Annotated in this window: 19 protein-coding genes; 10 read left to right on the top strand and 9 right to left on the bottom strand. The window is 59.3% G+C overall.

What is annotated here, in order from left to right:
* Nucleotides 1-2 precede the first annotated feature (2 nt).
* The 4 genes from MESOP_RS21880 (at nucleotide 3) to MESOP_RS36600 (ending at nucleotide 4,487) form a co-directional block, all read left to right on the top strand.
* The gene (locus tag MESOP_RS21880) at nucleotides 3-1,823 is read left to right on the top strand and encodes an ABC transporter ATP-binding protein/permease (RefSeq protein WP_013895525.1); all 1,821 of its coding nucleotides are present in this window, start codon (nucleotides 3-5) and stop codon (nucleotides 1,821-1,823) included.
* A gap of 292 nt (nucleotides 1,824-2,115) precedes the next feature.
* Nucleotides 2,116-2,955 carry an enoyl-CoA hydratase/isomerase family protein gene (locus tag MESOP_RS21875; RefSeq protein ID WP_013895524.1) on the top strand — a complete coding sequence of 280 codons (840 nt, stop codon included), beginning with the start codon at nucleotides 2,116-2,118 and terminating at the stop codon, nucleotides 2,953-2,955.
* Between the two features lie 48 nt (nucleotides 2,956-3,003).
* Entirely contained in the window at nucleotides 3,004-3,396 is a 393-nt protein-coding gene (locus MESOP_RS21870; protein ID WP_013895523.1) for a GlcG/HbpS family heme-binding protein, read from the top strand.
* Nucleotides 3,397-4,361: 965 nt separating this feature from the next.
* Nucleotides 4,362-4,487: a hypothetical protein gene (locus tag MESOP_RS36600; protein WP_280739547.1), complete on the top strand. Its 126-nt coding sequence runs from the start codon at nucleotides 4,362-4,364 to the stop codon at nucleotides 4,485-4,487.
* A 90-nt stretch (nucleotides 4,488-4,577) separates the two neighbouring features.
* On the opposite strand, the gene MESOP_RS21865 is transcribed toward MESOP_RS36600, so the two are convergent.
* The 4 genes from MESOP_RS21865 to MESOP_RS21850 all read right to left on the bottom strand — a co-directional run bounded on the left by MESOP_RS21865 (nucleotide 4,578) and on the right by MESOP_RS21850 (nucleotide 8,210).
* The gene (locus MESOP_RS21865) at nucleotides 4,578-5,651 is read right to left on the bottom strand and encodes an SLAC1 family transporter (protein ID WP_013895522.1); all 1,074 of its coding nucleotides are present in this window, start codon (nucleotides 5,649-5,651) and stop codon (nucleotides 4,578-4,580) included.
* A gap of 50 nt (nucleotides 5,652-5,701) precedes the next feature.
* Nucleotides 5,702-6,445, bottom strand: a complete 744-nt coding sequence (locus tag MESOP_RS21860; protein WP_013895521.1) for a sensor histidine kinase — start codon at nucleotides 6,443-6,445, stop codon at nucleotides 5,702-5,704.
* A gap of 117 nt (nucleotides 6,446-6,562) precedes the next feature.
* Nucleotides 6,563-7,144 carry a HupE/UreJ family protein gene (locus MESOP_RS21855; RefSeq protein ID WP_013895520.1) on the bottom strand — a complete coding sequence of 194 codons (582 nt, stop codon included), beginning with the start codon at nucleotides 7,142-7,144 and terminating at the stop codon, nucleotides 6,563-6,565.
* Nucleotides 7,145-7,229: 85 nt separating this feature from the next.
* Nucleotides 7,230-8,210: a DUF4331 family protein gene (locus MESOP_RS21850; protein ID WP_013895519.1), complete on the bottom strand. Its 981-nt coding sequence runs from the start codon at nucleotides 8,208-8,210 to the stop codon at nucleotides 7,230-7,232.
* Nucleotides 8,211-8,501: 291 nt separating this feature from the next.
* Between MESOP_RS21850 and MESOP_RS33935 the strand changes: the two genes are divergently transcribed.
* Nucleotides 8,502-10,265 (top strand): MOSC and FAD-binding oxidoreductase domain-containing protein, encoded by a 1,764-nt coding sequence (locus MESOP_RS33935; protein WP_013895518.1) that lies wholly within the window; start codon nucleotides 8,502-8,504, stop codon nucleotides 10,263-10,265.
* A 28-nt stretch (nucleotides 10,266-10,293) separates the two neighbouring features.
* Here MESOP_RS33935 and MESOP_RS21835 read toward each other — a convergent pair whose 3' ends face one another.
* Entirely contained in the window at nucleotides 10,294-11,346 is a 1,053-nt protein-coding gene (locus MESOP_RS21835) for an alpha/beta fold hydrolase (RefSeq protein WP_041164934.1), read from the bottom strand.
* A 139-nt stretch (nucleotides 11,347-11,485) separates the two neighbouring features.
* Nucleotides 11,486-12,778: an epoxide hydrolase family protein gene (locus MESOP_RS21830; RefSeq protein ID WP_013895516.1), complete on the bottom strand. Its 1,293-nt coding sequence runs from the start codon at nucleotides 12,776-12,778 to the stop codon at nucleotides 11,486-11,488.
* On the opposite strand from MESOP_RS21830, the gene MESOP_RS35785 reads away from it, so the two are divergent.
* Nucleotides 12,738-13,055 carry a hypothetical protein gene (locus tag MESOP_RS35785; protein ID WP_167313529.1) on the top strand — a complete coding sequence of 106 codons (318 nt, stop codon included), beginning with the start codon at nucleotides 12,738-12,740 and terminating at the stop codon, nucleotides 13,053-13,055. The two genes, MESOP_RS21830 and MESOP_RS35785, sit on opposite strands and share 41 nt — an antisense overlap.
* A 70-nt stretch (nucleotides 13,056-13,125) precedes the next feature.
* Here MESOP_RS35785 and MESOP_RS21825 read toward each other — a convergent pair whose 3' ends face one another.
* Nucleotides 13,126-13,719 (bottom strand): VOC family protein, encoded by a 594-nt coding sequence (locus MESOP_RS21825; protein WP_049802472.1) that lies wholly within the window; start codon nucleotides 13,717-13,719, stop codon nucleotides 13,126-13,128.
* A 787-nt stretch (nucleotides 13,720-14,506) separates the two neighbouring features.
* Here MESOP_RS21825 and MESOP_RS21820 point away from each other — a divergent pair.
* From MESOP_RS21820 to MESOP_RS21805, 4 genes are all read left to right on the top strand, one after another.
* The gene (locus MESOP_RS21820; protein ID WP_013895514.1) at nucleotides 14,507-14,806 is read left to right on the top strand and encodes a hypothetical protein; all 300 of its coding nucleotides are present in this window, start codon (nucleotides 14,507-14,509) and stop codon (nucleotides 14,804-14,806) included.
* Nucleotides 14,807-15,052: 246 nt separating this feature from the next.
* Nucleotides 15,053-16,126, top strand: coding sequence for an MBL fold metallo-hydrolase (locus tag MESOP_RS21815; RefSeq protein WP_013895513.1), 1,074 nt, complete (start codon nucleotides 15,053-15,055; stop codon nucleotides 16,124-16,126).
* Between the two features lie 351 nt (nucleotides 16,127-16,477).
* The gene (locus tag MESOP_RS21810) at nucleotides 16,478-17,530 is read left to right on the top strand and encodes an HlyD family secretion protein (protein WP_245264933.1); all 1,053 of its coding nucleotides are present in this window, start codon (nucleotides 16,478-16,480) and stop codon (nucleotides 17,528-17,530) included.
* On the top strand, nucleotides 17,527-19,122 hold the full coding sequence (locus MESOP_RS21805) for an MFS transporter (protein ID WP_013895511.1): 1,596 nt from the start codon (nucleotides 17,527-17,529) through the stop codon (nucleotides 19,120-19,122). Before MESOP_RS21810 ends, MESOP_RS21805 begins: the two co-directional genes overlap by 4 nt.
* A 69-nt stretch (nucleotides 19,123-19,191) precedes the next feature.
* Here the strand turns inward: MESOP_RS21805 and MESOP_RS21800 are convergent, their stop codons facing one another.
* Complete coding sequence (locus tag MESOP_RS21800; RefSeq protein WP_013895510.1) at nucleotides 19,192-19,995, bottom strand: MIP/aquaporin family protein; 804 nt, start codon at nucleotides 19,993-19,995, stop codon at nucleotides 19,192-19,194.
* 96 nt (nucleotides 19,996-20,091) lie between these two features.
* Complete coding sequence (gene fumC / locus MESOP_RS21795) at nucleotides 20,092-21,489, bottom strand: class II fumarate hydratase (protein WP_210160825.1); 1,398 nt, start codon at nucleotides 21,487-21,489, stop codon at nucleotides 20,092-20,094.
* Nucleotides 21,490-21,525 lie beyond the last annotated feature (36 nt).

The raw sequence follows: 21,525 nt of genomic DNA, 5'->3' as shown, positions 1-21,525 counted from the left end.
CCATGGCTGACGAACCGGATACAAACGCGGCCGTTCAGCCCGTTGCCGTGGAATCCAGCAGTCTGCGCGACCAGGTGACGACAATCAGAGCGGCGCTGGTCGGCTCGCCGGTCCGCAAATGGTTGCTGTGGACATCGGTCGTCATCATGGCCGTCATCGTCGCGACATCGATAGGCCAGGTGCTGCTCAACAGCTGGAACCAACCCTTCTACGATGCGCTGGCGCGCCGCGACATGGCGGCCTTCCTGCACCAGCTCATGGTGTTTGCGATGATTGCCGGCGGGCTGCTGGTGCTCAACATCGGTCAGACCTGGCTCAACCAGATGTTCCGGCTGAAGCTGCGCCAGGCGCTGACGCTCGACCTGATCGACCAGTGGATGCGCCCGGCGCGCGCCTTCAGGCTGGCCAACGCCGGGGCTATCGGCGTCAATCCCGACCAGCGTATGCAGCAGGACGCCGCGCATCTTTCCGACCTGTCGACCGACCTTGGCTTCGGCCTGCTGCAGTCGTTCGTCCTGCTCGTTTCCTTCGTCGGCGTGCTTTGGCAATTGTCTTCCGGCTTCGTCTTCCACGTCGGCGGCTATTCGCTGGCGATACCGGGTTACATGGTGTGGGCCGCGCTCATCTATGCCGGCATCGCCTCGTGGCTGAGCTGGCTGGTCGGGCGCCCGCTGATCCGGCTCAACAGCGATCGCTACACCCGCGAAGCCGAGCTGCGCTCATCCATTGTGCGCGTCAACGAGAATGTCGATGCCATGGCGCTCTACCATGGCGAAACCGATGCCAAGCGGCGGCTCGAAATCGACCTTGGCACGGTGCTGGTCGCGATGCGCCGCATCTATACCGCGCAGATCACTCTGTCCTGGGTGACCGATACCTATGGCTGGATCACCGTCGTGGCGCCGATCCTGGTTGCCTCTCCGGTCTATTTCGCTGGTGACATCAGTTTTGGCGGGCTGATGATGGCGGTCGGCGCGTTCAACCAGGTTCACTCCTCCTTGCGCTGGTTCGTCAACAACATCGGCAGCATCGCCGACTGGCGCGCCACGCTGATGCGCGTCGCTGACTTTCACATCGCGCTCGATGAAACGGATGTGCTGCACGATCAGGAAAGGCGCATCGAATTCGGCGACAACGCCAATGGCAGCCTGACATTCGAGAAGCTCCAAGTCGCCTCGCCAGAAGGCTGCATCAGGCTCACCGACAAGCATGTCGAAATCCGGCCCGGCGAGCGCGTCATGATCACCGGCGAGCCGAGCGCCGGCAAGACATTGTTCTTCCGCGCCATTGCCGGCCTGTGGCCCTGGGGCGGGGGAAAGATCGGGCTCCCGGGTGGAGAAACCCTCATCTTCGTGCCGCGTGTGCCTTATTTGCCGGCGGGCACCTTGCGCGGGGTCCTTAATCACGCGAATGGGCATGCGCCCGCAAGCGATACCGATATCGCGGCGGTGCTTGCCGAGATTGGTCTTGAACGGCTGGCGTCCTCACTCGACCGGGTCAGGCGATGGGATCATGAATTGGCCGATGACGAACAGCGCTTGCTGGGTGTGGCGAGGCTCGCCTTGCGACAGCCGAAATGGGTGATCATCGACGAGGCGATGGACGCGTTTGAAGGGCCCGTGCTTCGGCGCGTGCTGTCGATGCTGGAAAAGCACCTGAAGGGTGCCACGATCATCAACATCGGGCGCGGCCAGCATCACAACCGGTTCTTTCCGCGTGGCCTGACAATCGTCAAGGATGCCGGTGCCAAGCCGCTGAAACCTGCTCGCGTCAGGGCCGGCGCGATTGATCCGCCGCCGGCTGCCGTCGGCCGCGAGCATTAGACCGATTTCACAATCGCGCCGGCCGGCGCTATCGCCTCTTCGGTTGGCCACCCGCTAGATCCCTCTTTTGCGCGATGACCAAGCGTTCGCTTGAAGCAGCGCTTATCCCGCAGAGGATCTGCAGACCAGAAGTTTGCAGCGCGATTGGGGCGTGCCGTTTGATCACCGAGGGAAAGGCCCTGCCCCGGCAGACCGACACCATGGTCTTGGCGACACGTTCGTCCAATCGCGGGCCAGCAGCCAATGCCTCATCTTCTAGGCACAGAGTAGGTAAACATCCAAGGAGCTTCCAGTGGACACCAAGGTAACTACCTCGCAGATTCGCCTGACACGCCGGACGCCCAGCTATTGGCGTGTCACGTTCGAGAATGCCCCGCTCAACGTCATGGGTCCACAGATGGTGCAAGAATTCACACATCTGATTGACGCCATTGAGGCTGACGAACACGTTCGGGTGGTGGTGTTCGACAGTAGCGTCGATGGATACTTCCTCAACCATTCAGACTTCAAGGCGCGGATCGAGGATATGCTCGCGCTGCCGCCAGGGCCGACAGGTCTGCCGCCATGGCCGGATTTTCTTGTGCGCCTGACGCGCGCGCCGGTGGCATCGATCGCCCTCATCAGAGGTCGCGCTACCGGTAACGGCAGCGAAATCACCCTCGCCTGCGACATGGCTTTCGCTAGCAAGGAAAAGGCCATCATTTCACAGTGGGAGGTCGGCGTGGGTATGGTCGCCGGCGGGGGACCGATGGCCCGCCTGCCTCACCTGATCGGTCGCAATCGCGCCATGGAGGTTCTGCTGACCTCCGAGGACATCCGTGGAGAACAGGCCGAGGCATATGGCTACGTGAACAAAGCCCTGCCCGACGCAGATCTCGATGCGTACGTTGACGCGCTCGCCACTCGGATTTCCAGGTTCGACAAATGGGCGATCGGGCAAACCAAGCGCTTGGTCAACACCAGTCTCACGCCAGATGTGGAGCTAGGCGCCGGCTGGGAAGCCTGCATAGCCTCGCTGGGCCGACCCGCCGCTCAGGAAGGAATAAAAGCGCTGACCGCAAAGGGCTTCCAGGCCCCGGGAGACGTCGAGAATCGGCTGGCTTTCCACCTGGGCGAGTTGCCGGCGCGGTAGACCGCTGTCGATGGTAACGGCGCTCCCTCATAAATAAGGATATCCCCCATGGATCTGCTCACCAAAGCGAAGTCGGTTGCCCAACGTGTGGAGGCAGAGGCGACAAAGGCCGATGTCCCTGTCGCAGTCTGCATCATAGACGTTCACGGCAATCTTGTGCTCCAACACCGGATGAACGGCGCGCCTGTCTTCGCGCTCGAGATCTCCGAGCGCAAGGCGTATACCTCGGCCCTCGTGCGCCTGCGCACCGCGGACATCCTGCCGTTAGTACAGCCGGGGCAATCGCTGTATGCGTTGCCTACGGTCGGCGGCGGGCGCTTTTGCCCCATGGGTGGAGGTATCCCTCTGGTCGACGAGGACGGTAAAATTTATGCAGGTGTCGGCGTCAGCGGCGGCACTGCAGAAGAGGATGTCGCCATCGCCGAGGCTGCTGTCGGTTAGCCACTCTTCGGGCTGGTTCGTCAGAGCCTGGGCGAAAGGTCCCCGGATCACGATCCAGCCCGACGTAGTTTTCTTTTGCGAAAGACAGCTGTCCCGAACTTTCCTTAAGGTGACATACCCCCTGCTGTGCATGAACGCGCTCGCCGTGGTTTGATGGCCAGCATCACCATCGACAAGGGCCACGAGGCATATGGTCCGTTCGAGATGCTTCCTGGCGTCTCGGCCGACGTTTCCGAACGCAAGTGGTGCTCGTCCGCCGCAACGGGTGCGGAAAATCGACGCTGCCAATGATCCCTGGTGTGAAAAACATGACCCGCGGGACGGTGGGCATGGGGGGCGGGCGTTAACGAGCTGCCGCACAAGGTAGCGCGACATCTCCACGGTGTTCCACAACTCCGCGCTCTATCCGTATATGTCGGTGGCCGAGAGCATGGCCTTCTCACTGACGCTGGTCGCTCCCACCGCGTGGCGATGGACCTGTCGATCGTGCCGGACCGAAGGTTTTCCTGTCCGATGAACCGCTCTCCGAAGGCAAAATCTGCGCGTGCCCATGGGCGCCTAAATCAAGAGCTTGCACCGCAGGCTCGCCACCCTCGTCACGTGACCACGACCAGATATCGAAGCCATAGACTGATCGATCAGACTGTGGTTGTGAGCGGGGGCCGTATAGAAAAGCTCGGCCGGCCGCTACATCTCTATCATCACCGCAGAGGATGGTCGTTACCGAATTCATCGGCTCGCCGGCGATGAACCTACTAAACGGCCGCTTCGAAAGCACCGATGGGTGGCCCGTTTTGTCGACCGATCACCGCATCGTGCTGCCGCTGCCCGGCAGCGTTCCAGGCCTTCCGGCACGGACTCGTTCCACAGTGTCGGTCGGAATATTTCGCCATCTCCGGAAGGGTCCAGCATCCCGGCCCAAATCGTGGTCGTCGAGCCGCTCGATTCCGAAATGAAGCTAACGCGTGACCGTAGACGCACAGACAGTGCTGACGATGTTCCACGAGCCGATCAACGGGCAACCTGACGAGGATCTGCTTGCCGTTGTAGGCCATCCCATCCGCCTACTCGAGACCAAGGACGACGCCTAAACGAAGACTCTGTCAAGAAATTTGGGTCATTCCCGCGAACCGCCTTCTGAAGGGTAGCTCCACCGCATCGACGTTACGTCATGCAGCTGGCTACTGCCCCTCTTTCCCCTCTGGGGGAGCTGGCAACAATGAGCCGGTCACTGCCAGAATGATTGTTCTAGCGGCCAGCCAGATGATGAGCAGGTTTGCGGCCGCAAAAATTGGAAGAGCCAAGACGCCAGCCAGGCCCGTGTCGCCGCGGATGGCCAGCTTTTCAACCGTTGTCGCCAATGCCGTGGCGCCGAAGCTGACGCTCCAGAGGCCAGCGGAAAAGCGGCGAACGATCCGGGGAAGCACGCCGCCAAGGACAACTGCCTGCAGCATCGCGTAACCGATGAGACAGTGAACAAAGACGTCTCCAGAGGTACCCGACGCGTTGACATAGGCTAGCGAGCAGACCGCCGGAGGGGCGAGCTGGACCCCAAGGGTCGGCCGGATCTGATTTCTAAGCGGCTCGCCAAAATAGAGCCGGTAGAACAAGACGGAATCGATTGTAAGCCATGAGAAGAGCCCAGCGCCCAGAGCCAATTGGGCCCACTCAGATCGCCCAAGTGCCGATAGCCCGATGCTAAGGACAAACGACGCGGCGGCGACAGGCAGGTACAACGCCGGCGTAGCGTCCGATAGAGCGATTGCCGCTTTCCAGATCATTTGCGAGTGCCAGAACCCGAATCCAACCGCGAACAGCCCACCGATGCCCAGGAGGATGGTGGCCGCTGTCGCGCTGAACGGCAGCACGCTCACCGCGGTTAGCATAATCCCGACACCCGCCAGGCCAGGAAAGCAATTCTGAACGGGATCCGCGAGTTCGGCGCGCAGCGCCAATGGGGCTAGCCAAAACTTGAAGGCGTAGAGGATCAAAAGAGCGACCCATACGCATATGGCCAATATCACCATCGCTACAGCAATTCCTTTGGGAGCCGCCCACAATTGACACGCAACCTGCCACATGACGGCAAAAGAACTTGTCCCGAGGCCGATGGCGAAGAACGAGGCCGGAAACCGGGCTATTAGAGATGGCTCTGTCGGCAGATGGAGCACGGGCTGACGCTCCAATACCGCCATTCCTTCGGCTGGCACTCCACTCACTTGGAGGACGCCGTCAGATTCGAGCAACTTTTTCATAATTGCACCTCACGGATCTGCCCGTAATCGCTGAGCCTTCCAACCAACGTCTAGCGGCCCGAGCCCATCGAGCCGCTACGTATCGCGGGCAATTTCAGCGTCACGACTGTGCCTGACCCGAGGGTGCTTTCAACATCGATGCTCCCTCCCGCTTCTTCAACGAAACGTTTCACCATCGGCAATCCAACGCCGCCAAGGCCGTCGCCTTTTGTCGTGAAGAAGAGATCGAATGCCCGGACCATCGTCTCGCTTGTCATTCCAATTCCATGGTCTTCAACGCAAAGATCCACGTGGCTGGAATTTGCCGATACAGAGGCACGAACTGAGATTAAACCGCCGTCAGGCATGGCATCGCGCGCATTAAACAGAAGGTTGAGGACCGCATTTTGCAAGCCAACCCGATCGCACGTTACCAAAGGAAGGTTGGAGCCGACGCAAATCTCGAGATGAATGTTCTCATTCCAGGCGCTTCGAACCAGGGAATGGACGTCCGCCAAGCAAATGGCCACGTTTGCGTGCGCAATGACGCTTTCGATTTCTCTGGCTGTCCTGATGGTTTGCCTGACAAGGCAACCAGCTCTTTCCAACGCGCTTTTGGCACCGGCAATTACGGTCACCGCTCCCGGAGCCGTTGCAATGTTCGGGTCTCGACCCAGGTGGTTCAACGCCGACGAGGCGACCTGGATGAGATTCCCCAGATCATGAACGATGCCGGCGGTCGACATCTGCAGGGCCAGACGATCCCGGGGAAAATTCGTCCGGCCGGCAGATACATCTATCTCTGTACCCGACATTCCATTCCTCCGTTTGCTCGGTCGACAGTACTCGCGTTACAGGCGCACACGCCGTCTCGACCGTCCTGGTTGAGGGCAGTCTAACTGGATCCAGACGCACTCTTCTCTGGGGCGGGTTCAAAGAACTCCCGCGCACAGTCCGGCCCCGACGGCCACGCAGATCACGCCAGCAATGCGATTGATTGGACCCGGGGCCACGCGTTGCAGACTGACCCCCAAACCGATGCCGACCGCATGCAGGATGGCCGTTGCGAGCAAAAAACCCGCGATATATTCCAGCCCATTCGCGCTATGAGCGACCTCCGCTCCGTGAGCATGTCCATGCAGCAGCGCAAAAACACCAACGATTGCGGCGCCGACCCATACCGGCGGATTGACCACCAACGCCACCATAAGTCCCAGCATGACGACTGAAGCCAGAATGCCGGCCTCAACGAAGGGGACGGCAATCTGCGCCAGGCCAAGCAAGCCGCCGACCAGCATGATTGCGACGAAAGTAGATGGCCACACCCAGAGAGCGCGTCCTCCTTTGACGGTTGCCCATAGGCCGACTGCCGTCATAGCAGCGATATGATCGAGCCCGCTTATCGGGTGTGCGACTCCGGCTGCGAAGGAGGCGCCCAAACCGATGCCCGGATGCGCCGAGGCGGACGTCACGAAGGCTAAGGTTAGAACTATCCAAGTCGAGATCACGCGCATTGTAGTCTCCTTCGGTTGAACAGATGGAAAGTCGTTACGCGTCTCCTTTCAGAAAGGGGCACGTAGACATCACAGGGCACTGCTATTAATCGTGAGCACTGTGAGGGGGACCCAAATAGGGGAACTCAGCTAGCAGATCGCTATGCGGCCCAACCCCGTCTTGCGGCATCTTGCCGTTGGTAAGAATGGCCATAAAAGCATCCGCGGCATCATCCGTAAGGGTCCTGCCATTTTCGGGAAAGGACGCAGGCCGCCTCGGGTCATAGGGCATGATGTCTGGGAGCAATGTTCTTGCCACCCGCTCGGCTTCGTCCGGCACATATCCACCCGTGTGCTCCAGCGCGTGCGCGAATGTTGCGACAAACCGGGCATCATCTGCAGGTTCGCCTGCAAGGTAAGCGCCTTGCTCCTCACCGGGCAGAAACACGGCCTGCTGAGGGCGCGCGCCCCGTTCAACCTGCACCCAGCCCTCACCCTTCTTGTCCAGCGTGCGTGCCCACAGGCCAACCGGTTTGGTTCCCAGCGTGGAGTTGGGCACTTCCAGAACGATGCTGCAGACGTCTTTGTCGGCAAAGAAATCAGCACCACTGAAATGCAGGTCGTTCACGGCACCCAAGGTGTCAAAGAAAAATGGTTCACTTCGCCAGCCCGCGAAAAAACGATAGCCACCGGCCTCGGTCACCTGTGCATCCCTGCCTGTCGACACCAGAGCATCCTGAAAGAGAAGCTCTCCACCGTCGTCTGTCCCAGCGGCCAGTGGGCCATCAACGCGGCGTACCGTGGCGATCTGCATCCGTCCTTGTAAGGAGGAGACGCGGACACGAAACGCAACGTCGGCGACCGCATCACCATTGGTGTCAATCTTGATCTCATAGAGGCCGTCAGGCGAGAACGGTTCGTTGGTCGTAGGCTCCGGATCGATTACCGTAGAGGACGGATGCACATTCATGATCAGGATCGACTTCTCCGGGTCCCCCGGCTTCGTAAAGGCATAGAGATCCGTGAGGTCCAGGCGTGCGTCTGCACTGGGGAACCCGAAATTGGGACCTGAATAGTGATGTGACATCGTGATATCCTCCTCGGGGGAAATCGAGCAACCCAGCCGAGATCCGAAACGACAGTCTTTTGCGTCGTCCAAATTCAGCTGCTTGCACCGATAACAATCAACAGCGTTCAACTAATAGAGTACTGACAGCGGTCAAAGGCCGGATATATTGAACGATGGTATTCCCGATACTTTGGTGTCGATCGCTTCGGTGGCCCGATGTGCTAGTTTCCATTTGGTGGGCGCTGACGCTGAGCATGAGGGCTCGCCGAGCGCAACTGGCTGGTGGTGGCTGGCAGAAAGGACGTAGTGATGGCTCGCTTGTTGTCGGTCAATGTGGGTTTGCCGCGTGGCATTCCTTGGAACGGAAGGACCGTCGACACCGCAGTCTGGAAAACATCAGTTCAGGGCCCACGCCAGGTACGACGGCTCAACGTCGATGGCGACCGGCAGGGAGACATGGCAGGGCACGGCGGCGAGCAGCGGGCCGTTCTGGTCTATCAATCGGAATCCTACCAGTATTGGCAACGCGAGCTGGGCCGCAACAATTTTTCCTACGGACAGTTTGGCGAGAACTTCACAATCGATGGCCTACCGGACCATGATGTGTGCATCGGCGATCGCTACCGGATTGGGAGCGCCTTGTTCGAAGTGACCCAACCGCGCGTCACGTGCTATCGGATCGGCATTCGCATGGATGAGCCGCGTATGGCCGCGCTGCTGGTTGCGCGAGGCAGGCCCGGCTTCTATCTGCGCGTCCTGGAAGAAGGCCAGGTCGAGGCTGGAGACGAAATCGTCCAGGTCGGGAACGGCCCTGAGCAAATGACCGTGTCGGAGGTCAATGCGCTGCTATATTTGCCCAGTCACCCTCGCAGCCAGATCGAGCGAGCATTGCGCATACCCGCGCTCAGCGAAGGCTGGCAGGGATCCTTCCGGGCGTTGCTCGCACAAAACAACGACCGTGATGCCACGACAGCCAATGCCGGGCTTGATCCGATGTCTGAACCACCTCCTGCGTGGACAGGATTTCGCCCGCTGCGTGTGGTGCACAAGATCCGCGAGAGCATCAGTGTGATGTCGCTGGTCCTGGAGTCCGTTGATGGGTCTCGCCTCACAGCAGCGCTTCCTGGACAGTTTGTCGTGCTGCGCCTGCAAGTGACGCCCGACGCCCCGGCCGTTATGCGCAGTTATTCTTTGTCGAGTGAACCTGGTGAGCCCTACTACCGAATAAGCGTAAAACGGGAAGTCCAAGGTGTGGCGAGTGCCTACATTGATGACCGGGTCGAAATGGGAGACGTGCTGGACGTCAGCGCACCACGCGGCAGCTTCACTCTGCGCCCAGGCGATGGTCCAATCGTGCTTCTAAGTGCCGGGGTGGGTGCAACGCCCGTGATTGCGATGCTCCATGCGTTGGCCGCAACGGGTTCGACAAGGGAAGTCTGGTGGCTCCACGGAGCTCGATGTGGCAACGAACATGTTTTCGCTCAAGAGGTTCGAGACTTGCTGAAAGACCTGCCGCACAGCCACAGCCATGTAAGCTACAGCGCGCCCGATCGCGAGGACACGAAAGGTGTCGATTTTGATTCCGCAGGACACCTGAATATCGAGGTGCTTCGAAAACTCGACGTTCCGCGCCATGGGAATTTCTATCTCTGCGGGCCATCTGCGTTTATGGGCGACCTGAGCGCAGCGCTTGCAGCCTGGGGTGTCGCCGCAGACGCAATCCATACGGAGCCGTTCGGCCCAGGTCCTTCGAGTACACCGGGTATTGCTACATCCCCGAGCCGGCGGCCCCATCCACCTGCGGAATCGGCCGGCACGGGACCTCTGGTTTCGTTCGCACGGAGTGGCTTGAGCGTCCATTGGGGGGCAGGATTCCAGAGTCTGCTTGAACTCGCTGAAGCCTGCGACGTCCCCACGCGATGGTCGTGCCGCACGGGCGTTTGTCACATTTGCCAAACTGGCCTTGTGGCTGGAACGGTTGCCTTTCGGCCTGATCCAATCGAGCCGCCGACAAGCGGCACCACCTTGATCTGCTGTTCCCAGCCCAGTGGTGACGTCGTCCTTGATCTCTAAAGGTAGCCAGACAGGACTTGTCGGACAGTCATGTCCCCGCACCGACCTCGATTACTGCCTCGGCGAAGGCCCGCGGCGCTTCCTGCGGTAGATTGTGCCCTATGCCGCCCGTGACCAGGCGGTGAGAGTACCTTCCTGAGAACATCTTCGCGTAGGCGCTGGCTTCCGGGTGAGGCGCACCATTAGCGTCGCCCTCCAGCGTGATTGTAGGCACGGTGATGACGGGCGCCTGCGCAAGCCGCTTCTCCAGGTTCTCATATTGAGGTTCGCCCTCCGCGAGGCCGAGACGCCAACGGTAGTTATGTATCACAATCGCCACATGATCGGGATTGTCGAAGGCGAGCGCGCTACGGTCGAAGGTCGCATCGTCGAAATCCCATCGCGGCGAGGCGAGACGCCAGATCAGCTTTGCGAAATCGCGAGTAAATTTCCCATAGCCAGCCTGCCCCCGATCGGTCGCAAAATAGTACTGATACCACCATTGCAATTCCGCGCTCGGTGGCAGCGGCTGCCTGCCTGCCTGCTGACTGCCTATCAGATAGCCGCTCACCGAGACCATGGCCTTGCACCGTTCTGGCCATAGCGCTGCCACTATGTTGGCCGTTCGGGCGCCCCAGTCACAGCCGGCAATAATTGCCCGTTCAATTCCGAGGGCATCCATCAGCGCAACGACGTCCAGGGCAACTGCCGACTGCTGACCGTTGCGCATCGTATTGTCCGAAAGGAACCGTGTTGTGCCGTATCCGCGCAGATATGGAACGATCACGCGATAGCCTTTGGAGACCAACAAAGGCGCGACACCGGCATAGGTCTGGATGTCGTATGGCCAGCCATGGAGCAGGACCACCGGCGCGGCGGTTCGCGATCCCATATCCGCGTATCCGACGTTAAGCATTCCGGCGTCGATCTGCCTCAAAGAACCCAACAACTCTTGTGCCGCTTTGGTCGCGAGACCTTTGCTTGTGTGATCGACCGAGGATCTCGCCGCCGCAGGCCTCTCTGTCCCGAGCTCGAACGCAGTCATAGCCGCAACGGCCGTGCCGAGTAAGCGGCGGCGATTGTGGTCAATTTGTTGGGGCATGCCATTCATGTTCAAGCCTCCTCAGGGAAATGATCCGTGTCTTCTTGCCTCACCTGCAACTCAAATGCGCGGCCGGGCGGGAGGCGACCCGGCCGCGCTACTGGGCGAAGGCGATGGGGGGAGGATCGCCTCTTTCGCCTCAGATTGATCGGCGTAGCGATCTGAACGCCTCTCTTAGCTCGGCACAGAAAACGTAAGGCTGCTCCCACGCCGCGAAATGCCCGCCTCTATCCACTTCATTCCAGTAAATGAGGTTGCGGAAGCTTCTCTCGCCCCAACTCCGCGGTGCGCGGTAGATCTCGGCCGGATACACGGTGACCGCCACAGGGACCTTCGGGATGTCAAACGCGTCGAACGGGCCACCGCCTGCTTGCGCGCCTTCCCAATACGATCGCGACGATGAGGCTCCCGAGTTGGTAAACCAGTAGAAAGAGATGGCATCCAGCATCTCGTTGTAGGTGAAGATCCGTTCTGGCTCTCCCTCGCTATCCGTCCACTCGGAGAATTTCTCGTAGAAGTAAGCTGCCATTGCGACCGGAGAGTCGCAGAGGGCATAGCCGATGGTCTGCGGGCTCTGGTTCATCATCGCCGCGTAGCCAAAACCGTCGCGATAGAAGTGCAGCAGCCGATCGTAGGCACTCTTCTCCCGGTCCGATAATTCCGCCGGCGCCGGGTCGAAATTGCGGAGATGCCGAATAATGTCGAGAGGTACAGTCCCTGGCATATTAATGTGAATGCCGAGAAGACCTTTCGGAGCCTGAACGGCCAACGACTGCGAGACAATCGCGCCCCAGTCGCCTCCCTGCGAGACGTACCCGGTGTATTCCAGCCTGAGCATCAACTCATGAAACGCGGCAGCCATCCGCGCCGGAGCCCAGCCGGTCGCGGTCGGCTTACCCGAGAAGCCGTAACCCGGCATAGTTGGAAGCACGAGATGGAATGCATCTTCTGCCCGCCCCCCGTGCACAGTCGGATTGGTCAGCGGACCAACGACCTTCAAAAACTCCACAATCGAGCCGGGCCAACCATGGGTCATAAGCAAGGGCATTGCCCCTTCGTGCGGTGAGCGAACGTGCGCGAACTGAACATCCAATCCGTCAACGCAGGTGATGAACTGCGGCAACTTGTTCAGTTTGGCCTCCACCTTGCGCCAGTCGTACCGGCTGCCCCAGTAGTCAACGAGCGTTTGAAGCTTTGCCAGTTGGACGCCTTGCGATCGATCATTGACGGTCTCCCTCTCCGGCCATCGTACCGCTTTGATGCGCCTGCGGAGATCTGCAAGCGCCCAAGTCGGGACATGGATACTGAACGGGCGGATGGATTCTTCTCCGGCCGCTGCCCGCAACGCTTTTGGCACCAGATTGACAGCTCCAACTGCGGTAGCTCCAACAATGACATCGCGCCGAGTTGGTGATAGCGATATCGCTGACATTATTTCTTCCTCGGTCGTGTTTTATACGGACAGCAATTGGAAGATCTATATCCGAGGTGCGCAAGTCTATCGCACCATGGTATCGGCAATACTTTCTGGTCAGTCAGAGAAAATCGTCAAATCCTCTGCAGCCGTGACGATTTCATTCCCGGACGTACGCAGCGTGTATTATTCAGGAAAATACAATCGCTATGCATCGATACCATCTTCCGATGACCATGATGCCGACCGGCGAGGAGCAGCGACTCCATCGCCGGAACACTACAAACTTCGATGATCGTCCCCGCATCCTCAGACGCGTTCGTGGGCATCGTCCCTGTCGCCCGCGTGCGCGGCTACACCACCGCTCAGGTCGGCAGCGGTTTACCGGCCTGTTCCGCTACCATGTACTCGGCGTACCAATCGGGCCAGTTCTCATCCCTTTGTCCTCCGGTCCGCTTCTCATGCTCACCATGGGCTCCCGCCGCGCGTCGGAGCGCGGCTGCAAGTTCGGCCGGCGCGGTAAACCTGGTATCGGCATCGATGCGTCCGGGGAGTCTCGTGGTGATTTCCTGTAACAGCCAGGCATTGCCGTCGGGATCGTTGAACGAAGTGAAAGAGTTGTAGGTTCGCCGCTCCGGATCCTTGCCTTTGATCGCCGGCTGTCCAGGCCCTGTACGGTATGACACTTCGCTCGCGTCGACCCCGCGAGCCACGAGTTCGGCGTGCGCCGCTTCGATATCGGAGACAACGAGATAGAGCCCCTGTACCGAACCGGGCAAGGCGGACGTGAGGCCGATACCGAAGTGGATTGAGCTTGGCGAGCCGGGAGGCGTGAACTGGACGACCCGAAATGTGTCACCGACGGCAAAGTCGGCGTCGAGCCTCCAACCCAAGTTGCCGTAGAACCGCTTCGCCCGGTCGACATCCGAAACAGGAATGACCACGACCTCGAGCTTCATGTCGACTGCCGCCGATTCCTGGCGCTTTTTCGCGGCTTCGGTGCGCACCACATCATTCCTCAGATCGAGCTCCCTCGGTTCGGCGGCAATACCCGCCCAAACGCTAATACGAGAGCAGAGCAGCGCAACCGCATCAATTGCCCGATGGTATCGGTGTGCGGCCTTCCACTGCACAATATGACTGGAGGGAGCAGCCACCTCACCATGGCGCACGCCCGCTCGCGCAGAGTCATCTTCGATCCATATCTTGAGCGTTCCGGGAGGGGCGCCGACGATCCCCACGGTCGCCAATGCCGCAAGGAACTCGCGCTCTGCAGGCAACAATGATCTCCTTGACATGACTCCAGCCTCATCCGATCGATGGAGAACAAAACCGAGATCTGCCGCTGGGGTTACCCGCGTAGATGAAACGATGTCCCGCTCGCACCGGAATTGTGGGTCGCTCGAAGTACGAGGTCCATGACGCTTTGGTATCGGCCGTCAGGCGGCGTGGCATTGGCATTGCGCCAAGGACGTTCCTGCACATGGCGGGACGCAATTGGAGAGCTGAGCAAGAACGGTCGATCGTTGCGAATCCTTTCGCGGCATCCGGCCCGCGCACCTCGGATCAGCATTTCCCGACCGATCGATGCTAAAGTATCGGCAATACCATCGAACAATAGATTTACGACGATCTACAGATACATAACAATTCATCCGGTTAAGTTCTGACCGGGGGAGATTAATAGTAAATCGTCATCGCGGTCGTCGATCCGGCGACTGCCTCATTGAGGAGAAGGAATTCGTCATGAACATTAAAGCTAAATGTCTCGTCACAGCGTTTGCACTCTCAATAATCGGGGGAAGCGCATTTGCCGGCGCACTTGATGTCATCGACCCGATCAACCAGCAGTCGTTTATCTACACCAGTTCGATCAAGGGTCCGACCCATACCGATCCGGTTATGAGGAGCAGGTTCAGAGCAGCCCTGGAAACCCTGCCGATGGCCAAGCGCAAGGCGATGATAAGAGAATGCCAGGACGCGGGGATGACCAAACCTTATGCGGAATTCTGTGCTGATCTGAATGCTCTTGGCCACGGCCATTGAAAGCCGTTCCGACCGGACAGTGGTGGGCTCACTGCCCGCCACTGTTGTTCGAGGTACCAGGTGAATCGGCCTATCGCATCGGTTCGAGCGGATTGCCGGGTCAGTGAGTTTCGCTTTCTCACAATCGTGACGAGTTCGTACGGGAATTTTGAAATCAAAGTATCCGCGATATCCGAGACCAGCAAAACCTTTGATTTACCGACAAATCGTCCCCGACAAACAATATTCAAAAATAGGAGATTTGTTATGCTTCTCTACCGTTCCGCTCTCTCGAGGGCAGCGGCGAACGCCGGTTGCCTTATGCTCACTATTGGATTCGGCTTGGCGCCAATCGGCGGCGCCTGCGCCGACACCTTGCCAGGACAGCCTGGCGCCCCTTACCAAGGCATGCCGTCGTTGGCGCCGATAGGCTCGCGCGTCGATCACTACCTTCCGATCCCCAAGGAAGACGTAACCCCGGCCATCGACCCGAAGAAGGGATACCGGAGCCAAAAGCTGGGTCGTGGCCTCTACATGGTCACCGACAACGGGTACCAGTCGATGTTCCTGGTGTATGAAACGGGTGTGGTTGTGATCGACGCCCCTCCGGGGTACTCGGCTCACATACGCCAGGCGATCGCCGAGGTGACCGATCGGGCTATCACACATGTGGTCTACAGCCATGCGCACGTGGATCATATTGGCGGCGCGAACGATCTCGGCGGCCATCCAATTATCATCGCCCAGGAAGAAACCCTGAGGCTGCTCGAACGGGCGAAAGATCCCAGGCGCCCTCTACCGACCGTCACCTTCAAGGATCACTATACCTTGAAGGTCGGAAGTCAGGTTCTTGAGCTGAGCTATCCCGGCAGCAGTCCCCATGAGCCGGGCAACATCTTCATCTATGCTCCAGAACAGAAGGTGTTGATGGTGGTGGACGTGATCTTTCCCGGCTGGATGCCCTGGCGTCGCTTCGCACTTGCCAAGGACATCCCCGGCTACTTCGACCAGGTGGCCTATATCGACACGTTGCCGTTCGAGACCCTTGTCGGGGGTCATGTCAATCGCGTGGGCACGCATTCCGATGTCCGTACCCAGCTCCAATTCATGAATGATCTGAAGGCCGCGGCCGCTGCTGCGCTGAAGTCAACACCCCCCGGCGAAGAAATGGAAGCAGAAGACAGGGGCAACCTCTGGGCGGTCTACGACAACTATATCGATCGGGTCGTCGTGAAATGCGTCAATGCGGTCACGCCCAAGTGGCAGTCCCGACTGGCCGGGTATGACGTGTTCATCTGGGACCAGTGCTACGCGATGGAGCAGAGCCTTCGTATCGACTGAAGGCTTACAAATCCGAAGGTTAAGGCCGCGTGGTCGTTATGGGCGGTCCCGCCGGGAGGTGGTGCGGGTGGTCCAAGGGATTTACCGGAGCAGCAGCTGACATGGCGACTGGTCGGTGATCCCGGGAACCACCACGCAAACTTGCAAGTCGACTAGCCACATGTTGGAGATTGGATCGTTGAGATGCTCCGAGTTGAAGGCTTTGTACCCGCGCAACCGCCGTTGGAGGGTGATGACCAATCGCAACCAGCGGCATCTCGCGCATTCGGTCCTGTGGCCTCGCCTGCATCAACGCGGGCGCCGATAGGTCGGGCCCGGAAGGTCGCTATCCTGGTGGTCGCGGCTGTAACGATGTCGCTGTCGGCAGCCTGGGCCTGGCAATGGTATTTTCACGGCCGTTTCGAGGAAACCACCGACAACGCTTATCTGCGCGGCGATATAACGAGCATCGCGCCCAAGCTCTCCGGCTATGTGGTGGAAGTCCCGGTTGGAGACAACGCCGGCGTTCGCAAGGGGAATTTGCTGTTTCGCATCGACGACAGTGATTACCGCGCGAAACTTGACCAAGCCATTGCCACTCTGTCCACGCGACAGGCCGATATCGCAAACATTGAAGCAACGCAGAAACTGCAAGATGCATTGATCGGACAAGCGGCGGCACAGGAGCGGTCGGTCTCAGCGGATCTGCTGTTCGCGAGAGCCAATCTTGACCGCTACACCGCGCTCCAAAAGAGCGGAACGGCCAGCGAACAAAAACTCCAGGATGCGCAGACCGGGTTCGCAAAAGCCGAGGCTGCGGATAAAGCCGCGGCGGCCAATACTCTGGCGCAGAAGCTCAGGCTTGGCGTGCTCGAGGCGCAACTTGCCGGCGCCCAGGCAGCGATGGCTCAGGCGAAAGCGTCTGTCAGCCTGGCCCGGATGGATCTTGCCAACACTCTCATCCAGTCGCCAATCGACGGTGTCGTCGGCAACCGGCAAGTTCGCGTCGGGCGGTATGTCACTCCCGGCACCCCGGCGATGGACATCGTTCCGGTACAAGATGTTTGGGTCGTAGCCAATTTCAAGGAGACCCAGCTAGATCGAATGGAAATCGGGCAGCCAGTTCGGGTGATGATTGACGAGTACCCTGGTGTTCAGATTGATGGTGTCGTCGACAGCTTCGCCCCGGGTAGCGGAGCTGCCTTCAGCGTGCTGCCACCGGATAATGCGACCGGTAACTTCATCCGCGTCGTTCAGCGCGTTCCAGTCAAGATAAGACTTACACACAATCCGTTGCCTGGTCGGCTGGTTCCTGGACTTTCAGCTCGCATTGCTGTCCGGGTGGGCCGAGCAACCGATCCCGCAACCACCTCTTCGAACCCGGCCGGCGACGTTGCCGGAAAGCGGCCCGGTGCGGCACAATGAGCCGTCAGGTCGAACCGCGACACTTAGTGGCGAAGCCCGGAGCGCTGGGCGACGCGTTGGTCTTGATCGGAGTTGTGCTGACCGCCGTCATGGATTCGATCGCCAGCACGGCGCTCTCTATCGGGCGCCTGGATATGCTGGGCGACATACATGCCACGAGCGACGAATTCGCGACTTTCGACATCGCCTTTCTCGCGGCCAAGCTGACCGGTTTTTTGGTCGCGCCGCTGTTTGTTGCCGCGCTGAAGCCTACGCCCTGTTTGCGCGCCGGCGCGGTCGCGCTTCTCTTGGCGTCCGCTGCAATGATCTCTTCCGCCGATATTGCCTGGATTGACTTCTGCCGCATCGTTCAGGGTTTTGCCGGCGCGACTGTGCTCGTGGCAGGCCAGACGCTGCTGTTCTTGCGCTTCCCGAGCCGTCAGCAACCGATAGTGCAAGCTGTTTTAGCCCTGGGCTCGGTCATGGCCCCGACAACCGTGACGCCAGCGCTGCAAGGTTGGCTTGTCGACCACTTGTCATGGGACTGGATATTCCTGAGCAACGTGCCGGTGGGTATCGTCGCCCTGGTCATGCTCGCGGCGGACCGCAGGCAAACGTTCCGCGACAAGATCCGCCTCCCCTATCCGCAGGTCGCGCTAGCTGGACTCGCCGCCGCATCCTTGACGTATGTGTCGCAGCAAGGCAGCAGGTTCAATTGGTTCGACGACGGGCACATCACCCTTTTCACCCTGAGCGGCCTGCTGGCGGTCATCCTCCTGCTGCTGTGGGAATTTGAATTTACATCGGACCGTTCGATCCTCCCCACGTCGCCTTTGGGTGATCCCGACTTTCGCTTCGCACTTGTCGTCAGTCTGGTAGCCGGATTCGCCTTGTCCGGCAGCGCCTTTCTCATCCCGGCCTTTGCCCTAAACGTTCTCGCTTTCACGGCTACAGATGCTGGAACACTTCTCTTGCCGAGTGGAGTAATCTTGGGTTGCACACTGCTGGTTGCTGGACTCGGCGTTCAGAAATGCGGAATAAATCCGCTTGCTTTGGCCCCTGTCGGCGTCGTGTTTTTCGCCTCGTCAATGGGGTTCCTGTCGGGGTCGACAAGCGACAGCGGGACTGTGGATCTGGAGTTTCCACTGCTCCTGCGCGGCTTTGGGCTGGGTCTCCTGTTCATCAGCCTGACGCTGTTTGCCTTAATGCGGCTTCCTGCCAAGGCCCTGCCGTTCGGCATCGGTCTTTTCGCTCTTGGCAAACAGGTTGGTGGTCTGACGGGCACCGCTCTGCTGCAAACTTATCTTGATCGACAACTTGCCTATAACAGGACAATCCTGACGTCCCATCTGGCCATTGGCGACGTCTCCCTCGAAGAGCGTCTGAAGGCCGTGGCGGGCCAACTTGCCGCCAGGGGCCTCGACAGTGTTGTCTCTGGTAGGGCCGCGCTATCGCTTCTGCGGCAGGCTGCCGACAGGCAGGCGATCGCCATTTCCTTCAATGAGGCCTTCTTCGCGCTTGTCCTGTTGTTCTTGATCGCGGCGCCTTGCCTGGTCATCGCCAGGAGGGTTCTTGGCCGTCGATCTTCGGCCCAAGGTTTATCGAGGATCTAGGCTGCTATTGCTGGGAAACGCCGGTGAGACATGTGTCCTCAACGGACGAGAAAAAATAGTCGACCTGACTCAGGCCTCGTCCTGCGGCGTTCCCATAGCCGCCTGGGCTTCCTGAGCATTGGCTGGGCCTCGGAGAACCTTGGCAGCCAATACGGCAACAATCATGCCGACGACCGGTCCCACGACGTAGACCCACCACGTGGACAGATCGCCTCGCGCCAGGTCGGGTCCGAAAGCACGGGCAGGGTTCATCGCCGCTCCTTCGTAGGGGCCACCCAGGGTTCCTAGCGACATCACGTACGCACCCACGGCGATAGGGATAAACTGGCCATTGAGCTTCGGGCCGTTTGCCATCGAGATCACCATCAAAACCATTCCAAATGTCAGAATGGCCTCGAAGAACACCGCTTGGATGAGTTGTTCAGGTTGCGGAATCGTGGCCGCGAGATTGCCTTCGATGCCGAAGAATGAACGAGCAAGAAATGATCCCGCCGCCGCGGCAATGAGCTGCACAACGACGTAGGCCGCGCACATCGGCCAACCCATATCGCCGCGCAAGGCAAACGCTAATGTCATGGCGGGATTAAAGTGCGAACTAATGTCGCCGAGAAAATAGATCGCTGCGACCAGCCATAGTGCAGAAATCGCCGACAGAATGAAGGCAGTGACGATGGGCTCAACCTTTATCCCGCCGTGCAAAACCAGAATGGCTGCACCGGCTGACAGCACGAATGTCAATCCTGCAGTACCGATAAATTCTGACAATAGGCGCCGGAACCGATGTCCGGGACTTTTCCAGTCTGCGTTGAACCGAGGCTCGCCGATCTGCAGTGCGAGAGCGGCCTCGCCGAGGCCAACAGGATGGGTGCTCATGGATATCCTCCTGGGAATAACTAACTGAAGGTGATGAACGCCTTGGCCAGGCCGGCAGCGGCCGCCTGTACGTTGTGTGGACGAGCGAACGCTCACCTATGCGGATGTCGCGACGTAGGGTCTCACCATCATTTCTGGTTCAACCACGCGGTCGAACACTGCTTCGGAAACGAGGCCAAGCTTCAGAGCAGCCGCCCTCAGTGTGAGATCGTTGTCCATCGCATAGTGCGCAATCTTTGAAGCTTTGTCATAGCCGACCACAGGCGAGAGTGCGGTAACGAGCATCAGCGAATCGCGGACATCCTGGGCAATCTTCTTCCTGTTGGGCTGCGTACCCTCGACCAGGAACCTACGGAAGTTCGTGCAGCTGTCGGTGACGATCGTGATCGAGTGGGTGATGTTGTGGATGATCAGTGGCTTATAGACGTTCATCTCGAGATATCCGCCGGCACCGCCGAACCCCACTGCAACATCATTGGCCATCACCTGCACGGCAGCCATGGTTAGCGCTTCGGCCTGGGTGGGATTCACTTTGCCGGGCATAATCGAGGAGCCCGGCTCGTTCTGCGGTATTACAAGTTCGGCAAAGCCTGTTCGGGGTCCGCACGACATGAGACGAATGTCGTTGCCTATCTTGTAAAGTGAAGTTGCCAGCGTGCGCATCGTGCCAGAAAACTGTACCAGGGCATCATGTGCGCCCTGGACAGCGAACTTGTTGGGCGCGGTTACAAACGGAAGCTGGGTTTGCCTAGCGATTTCGGACGCGGCGGCTTCTGCGAAACCTGGTGCGGAATTGATCCCGGTGCCAACCGCCGTCCCGCCGAGGGCGAGCCGATAGATGCCGCCCAGTGAACTCTCGAGCCGATCCAGGTTGTCGGTAAGCATTTCGGCATATCCAGACCATTCCTGGCCCAAAGTCAGCGGCGTTGCATCCTGCATATGGGTGCGGCCGATCTTGACGATGTCTTTCCACTTCTCGGACTTGGAGCGGATAGCTTCCGCAAGCTGCTTGACAGCCGGGATCAGGCGCCGTTTGGCGTTGGTCGAGGTCGCGATGTTCATCGCGGACGGAAATGAATCGTTCGACGATTGCGCCATATTGACATGGTCGTTTGGATGAACTGGTGTCTTACTGCCGAGGACGGTCCCGGCCAGCTGGCAGCACCGGTTAGAAATCACCTCATTAACGTTCATGTTGAACTGAGTGCCGCTGCCCGTCATCCACACGTGGAGCGGAAACATGTCCTGATGCTGCCCCGCCAAGATCTCGTCACATGCCTGGACAATCAGTCGATGGACTTGAGGATCGAGCCGTCCGCCTGTATGATTGGCGTTGGCAGCGGCTTTCTTCAGCACCGCATAAGCTGTTATCATTTCGCGCGGGATCAAATCTCTGCCGATGGAAAAATGATGGAGAGACCTCTGCGTCTGGGCTCCCCAAAGCTTGTCGGCTGGGACGTCTACCTCACCCAGACTGTCGGTCTCCTTGCGCATGCGAGTCACGGTCCGTCCTCTTCACAACCCTTGACG

The sequence above is a fragment of the Mesorhizobium opportunistum WSM2075 genome (assembly GCF_000176035.2).
Classification (GTDB): domain Bacteria; phylum Pseudomonadota; class Alphaproteobacteria; order Rhizobiales; family Rhizobiaceae; genus Mesorhizobium; species Mesorhizobium opportunistum.
Note: the sequence above shows the minus strand (reverse complement) of the source record. Positions and strands in the feature narration are given on the sequence as shown.

What these genes read in the sequence shown, in the direction of transcription:
- MESOP_RS21880 (WP_013895525.1), top strand. Translation starts at nt 3, where the DNA reads ATGGCTGACGAACCGGATACAAACGCGGCCGTTCAGCCCGTTGCCGTG.
- MESOP_RS21870 (WP_013895523.1), top strand. Translation starts at nt 3,004, where the DNA reads ATGGATCTGCTCACCAAAGCGAAGTCGGTTGCCCAACGTGTGGAGGCA.
- MESOP_RS21865 (WP_013895522.1), bottom strand. Translation starts at nt 5,651, where the DNA reads ATGAAAAAGTTGCTCGAATCTGACGGCGTCCTCCAAGTGAGTGGAGTG.
- MESOP_RS21860 (WP_013895521.1), bottom strand. Translation starts at nt 6,445, where the DNA reads ATGTCGGGTACAGAGATAGATGTATCTGCCGGCCGGACGAATTTTCCC.
- MESOP_RS21855 (WP_013895520.1), bottom strand. Translation starts at nt 7,144, where the DNA reads ATGCGCGTGATCTCGACTTGGATAGTTCTAACCTTAGCCTTCGTGACG.
- MESOP_RS21850 (WP_013895519.1), bottom strand. Translation starts at nt 8,210, where the DNA reads ATGTCACATCACTATTCAGGTCCCAATTTCGGGTTCCCCAGTGCAGAC.
- MESOP_RS33935 (WP_013895518.1), top strand. Translation starts at nt 8,502, where the DNA reads ATGGCTCGCTTGTTGTCGGTCAATGTGGGTTTGCCGCGTGGCATTCCT.
- MESOP_RS21835 (WP_041164934.1), bottom strand. Translation starts at nt 11,346, where the DNA reads ATGCCCCAACAAATTGACCACAATCGCCGCCGCTTACTCGGCACGGCC.
- MESOP_RS35785 (WP_167313529.1), top strand. Translation starts at nt 12,738, where the DNA reads ATGACATCGCGCCGAGTTGGTGATAGCGATATCGCTGACATTATTTCT.
- MESOP_RS21830 (WP_013895516.1), bottom strand. Translation starts at nt 12,778, where the DNA reads ATGTCAGCGATATCGCTATCACCAACTCGGCGCGATGTCATTGTTGGA.
- MESOP_RS21825 (WP_049802472.1), bottom strand. Translation starts at nt 13,719, where the DNA reads ATGAAGCTCGAGGTCGTGGTCATTCCTGTTTCGGATGTCGACCGGGCG.
- MESOP_RS21820 (WP_013895514.1), top strand. Translation starts at nt 14,507, where the DNA reads ATGAACATTAAAGCTAAATGTCTCGTCACAGCGTTTGCACTCTCAATA.
- MESOP_RS21815 (WP_013895513.1), top strand. Translation starts at nt 15,053, where the DNA reads ATGCTTCTCTACCGTTCCGCTCTCTCGAGGGCAGCGGCGAACGCCGGT.
- MESOP_RS21810 (WP_245264933.1), top strand. Translation starts at nt 16,478, where the DNA reads ATGTCGCTGTCGGCAGCCTGGGCCTGGCAATGGTATTTTCACGGCCGT.
- MESOP_RS21805 (WP_013895511.1), top strand. Translation starts at nt 17,527, where the DNA reads ATGAGCCGTCAGGTCGAACCGCGACACTTAGTGGCGAAGCCCGGAGCG.
- MESOP_RS21800 (WP_013895510.1), bottom strand. Translation starts at nt 19,995, where the DNA reads ATGAGCACCCATCCTGTTGGCCTCGGCGAGGCCGCTCTCGCACTGCAG.
- fumC (WP_210160825.1), bottom strand. Translation starts at nt 21,489, where the DNA reads ATGCGCAAGGAGACCGACAGTCTGGGTGAGGTAGACGTCCCAGCCGAC.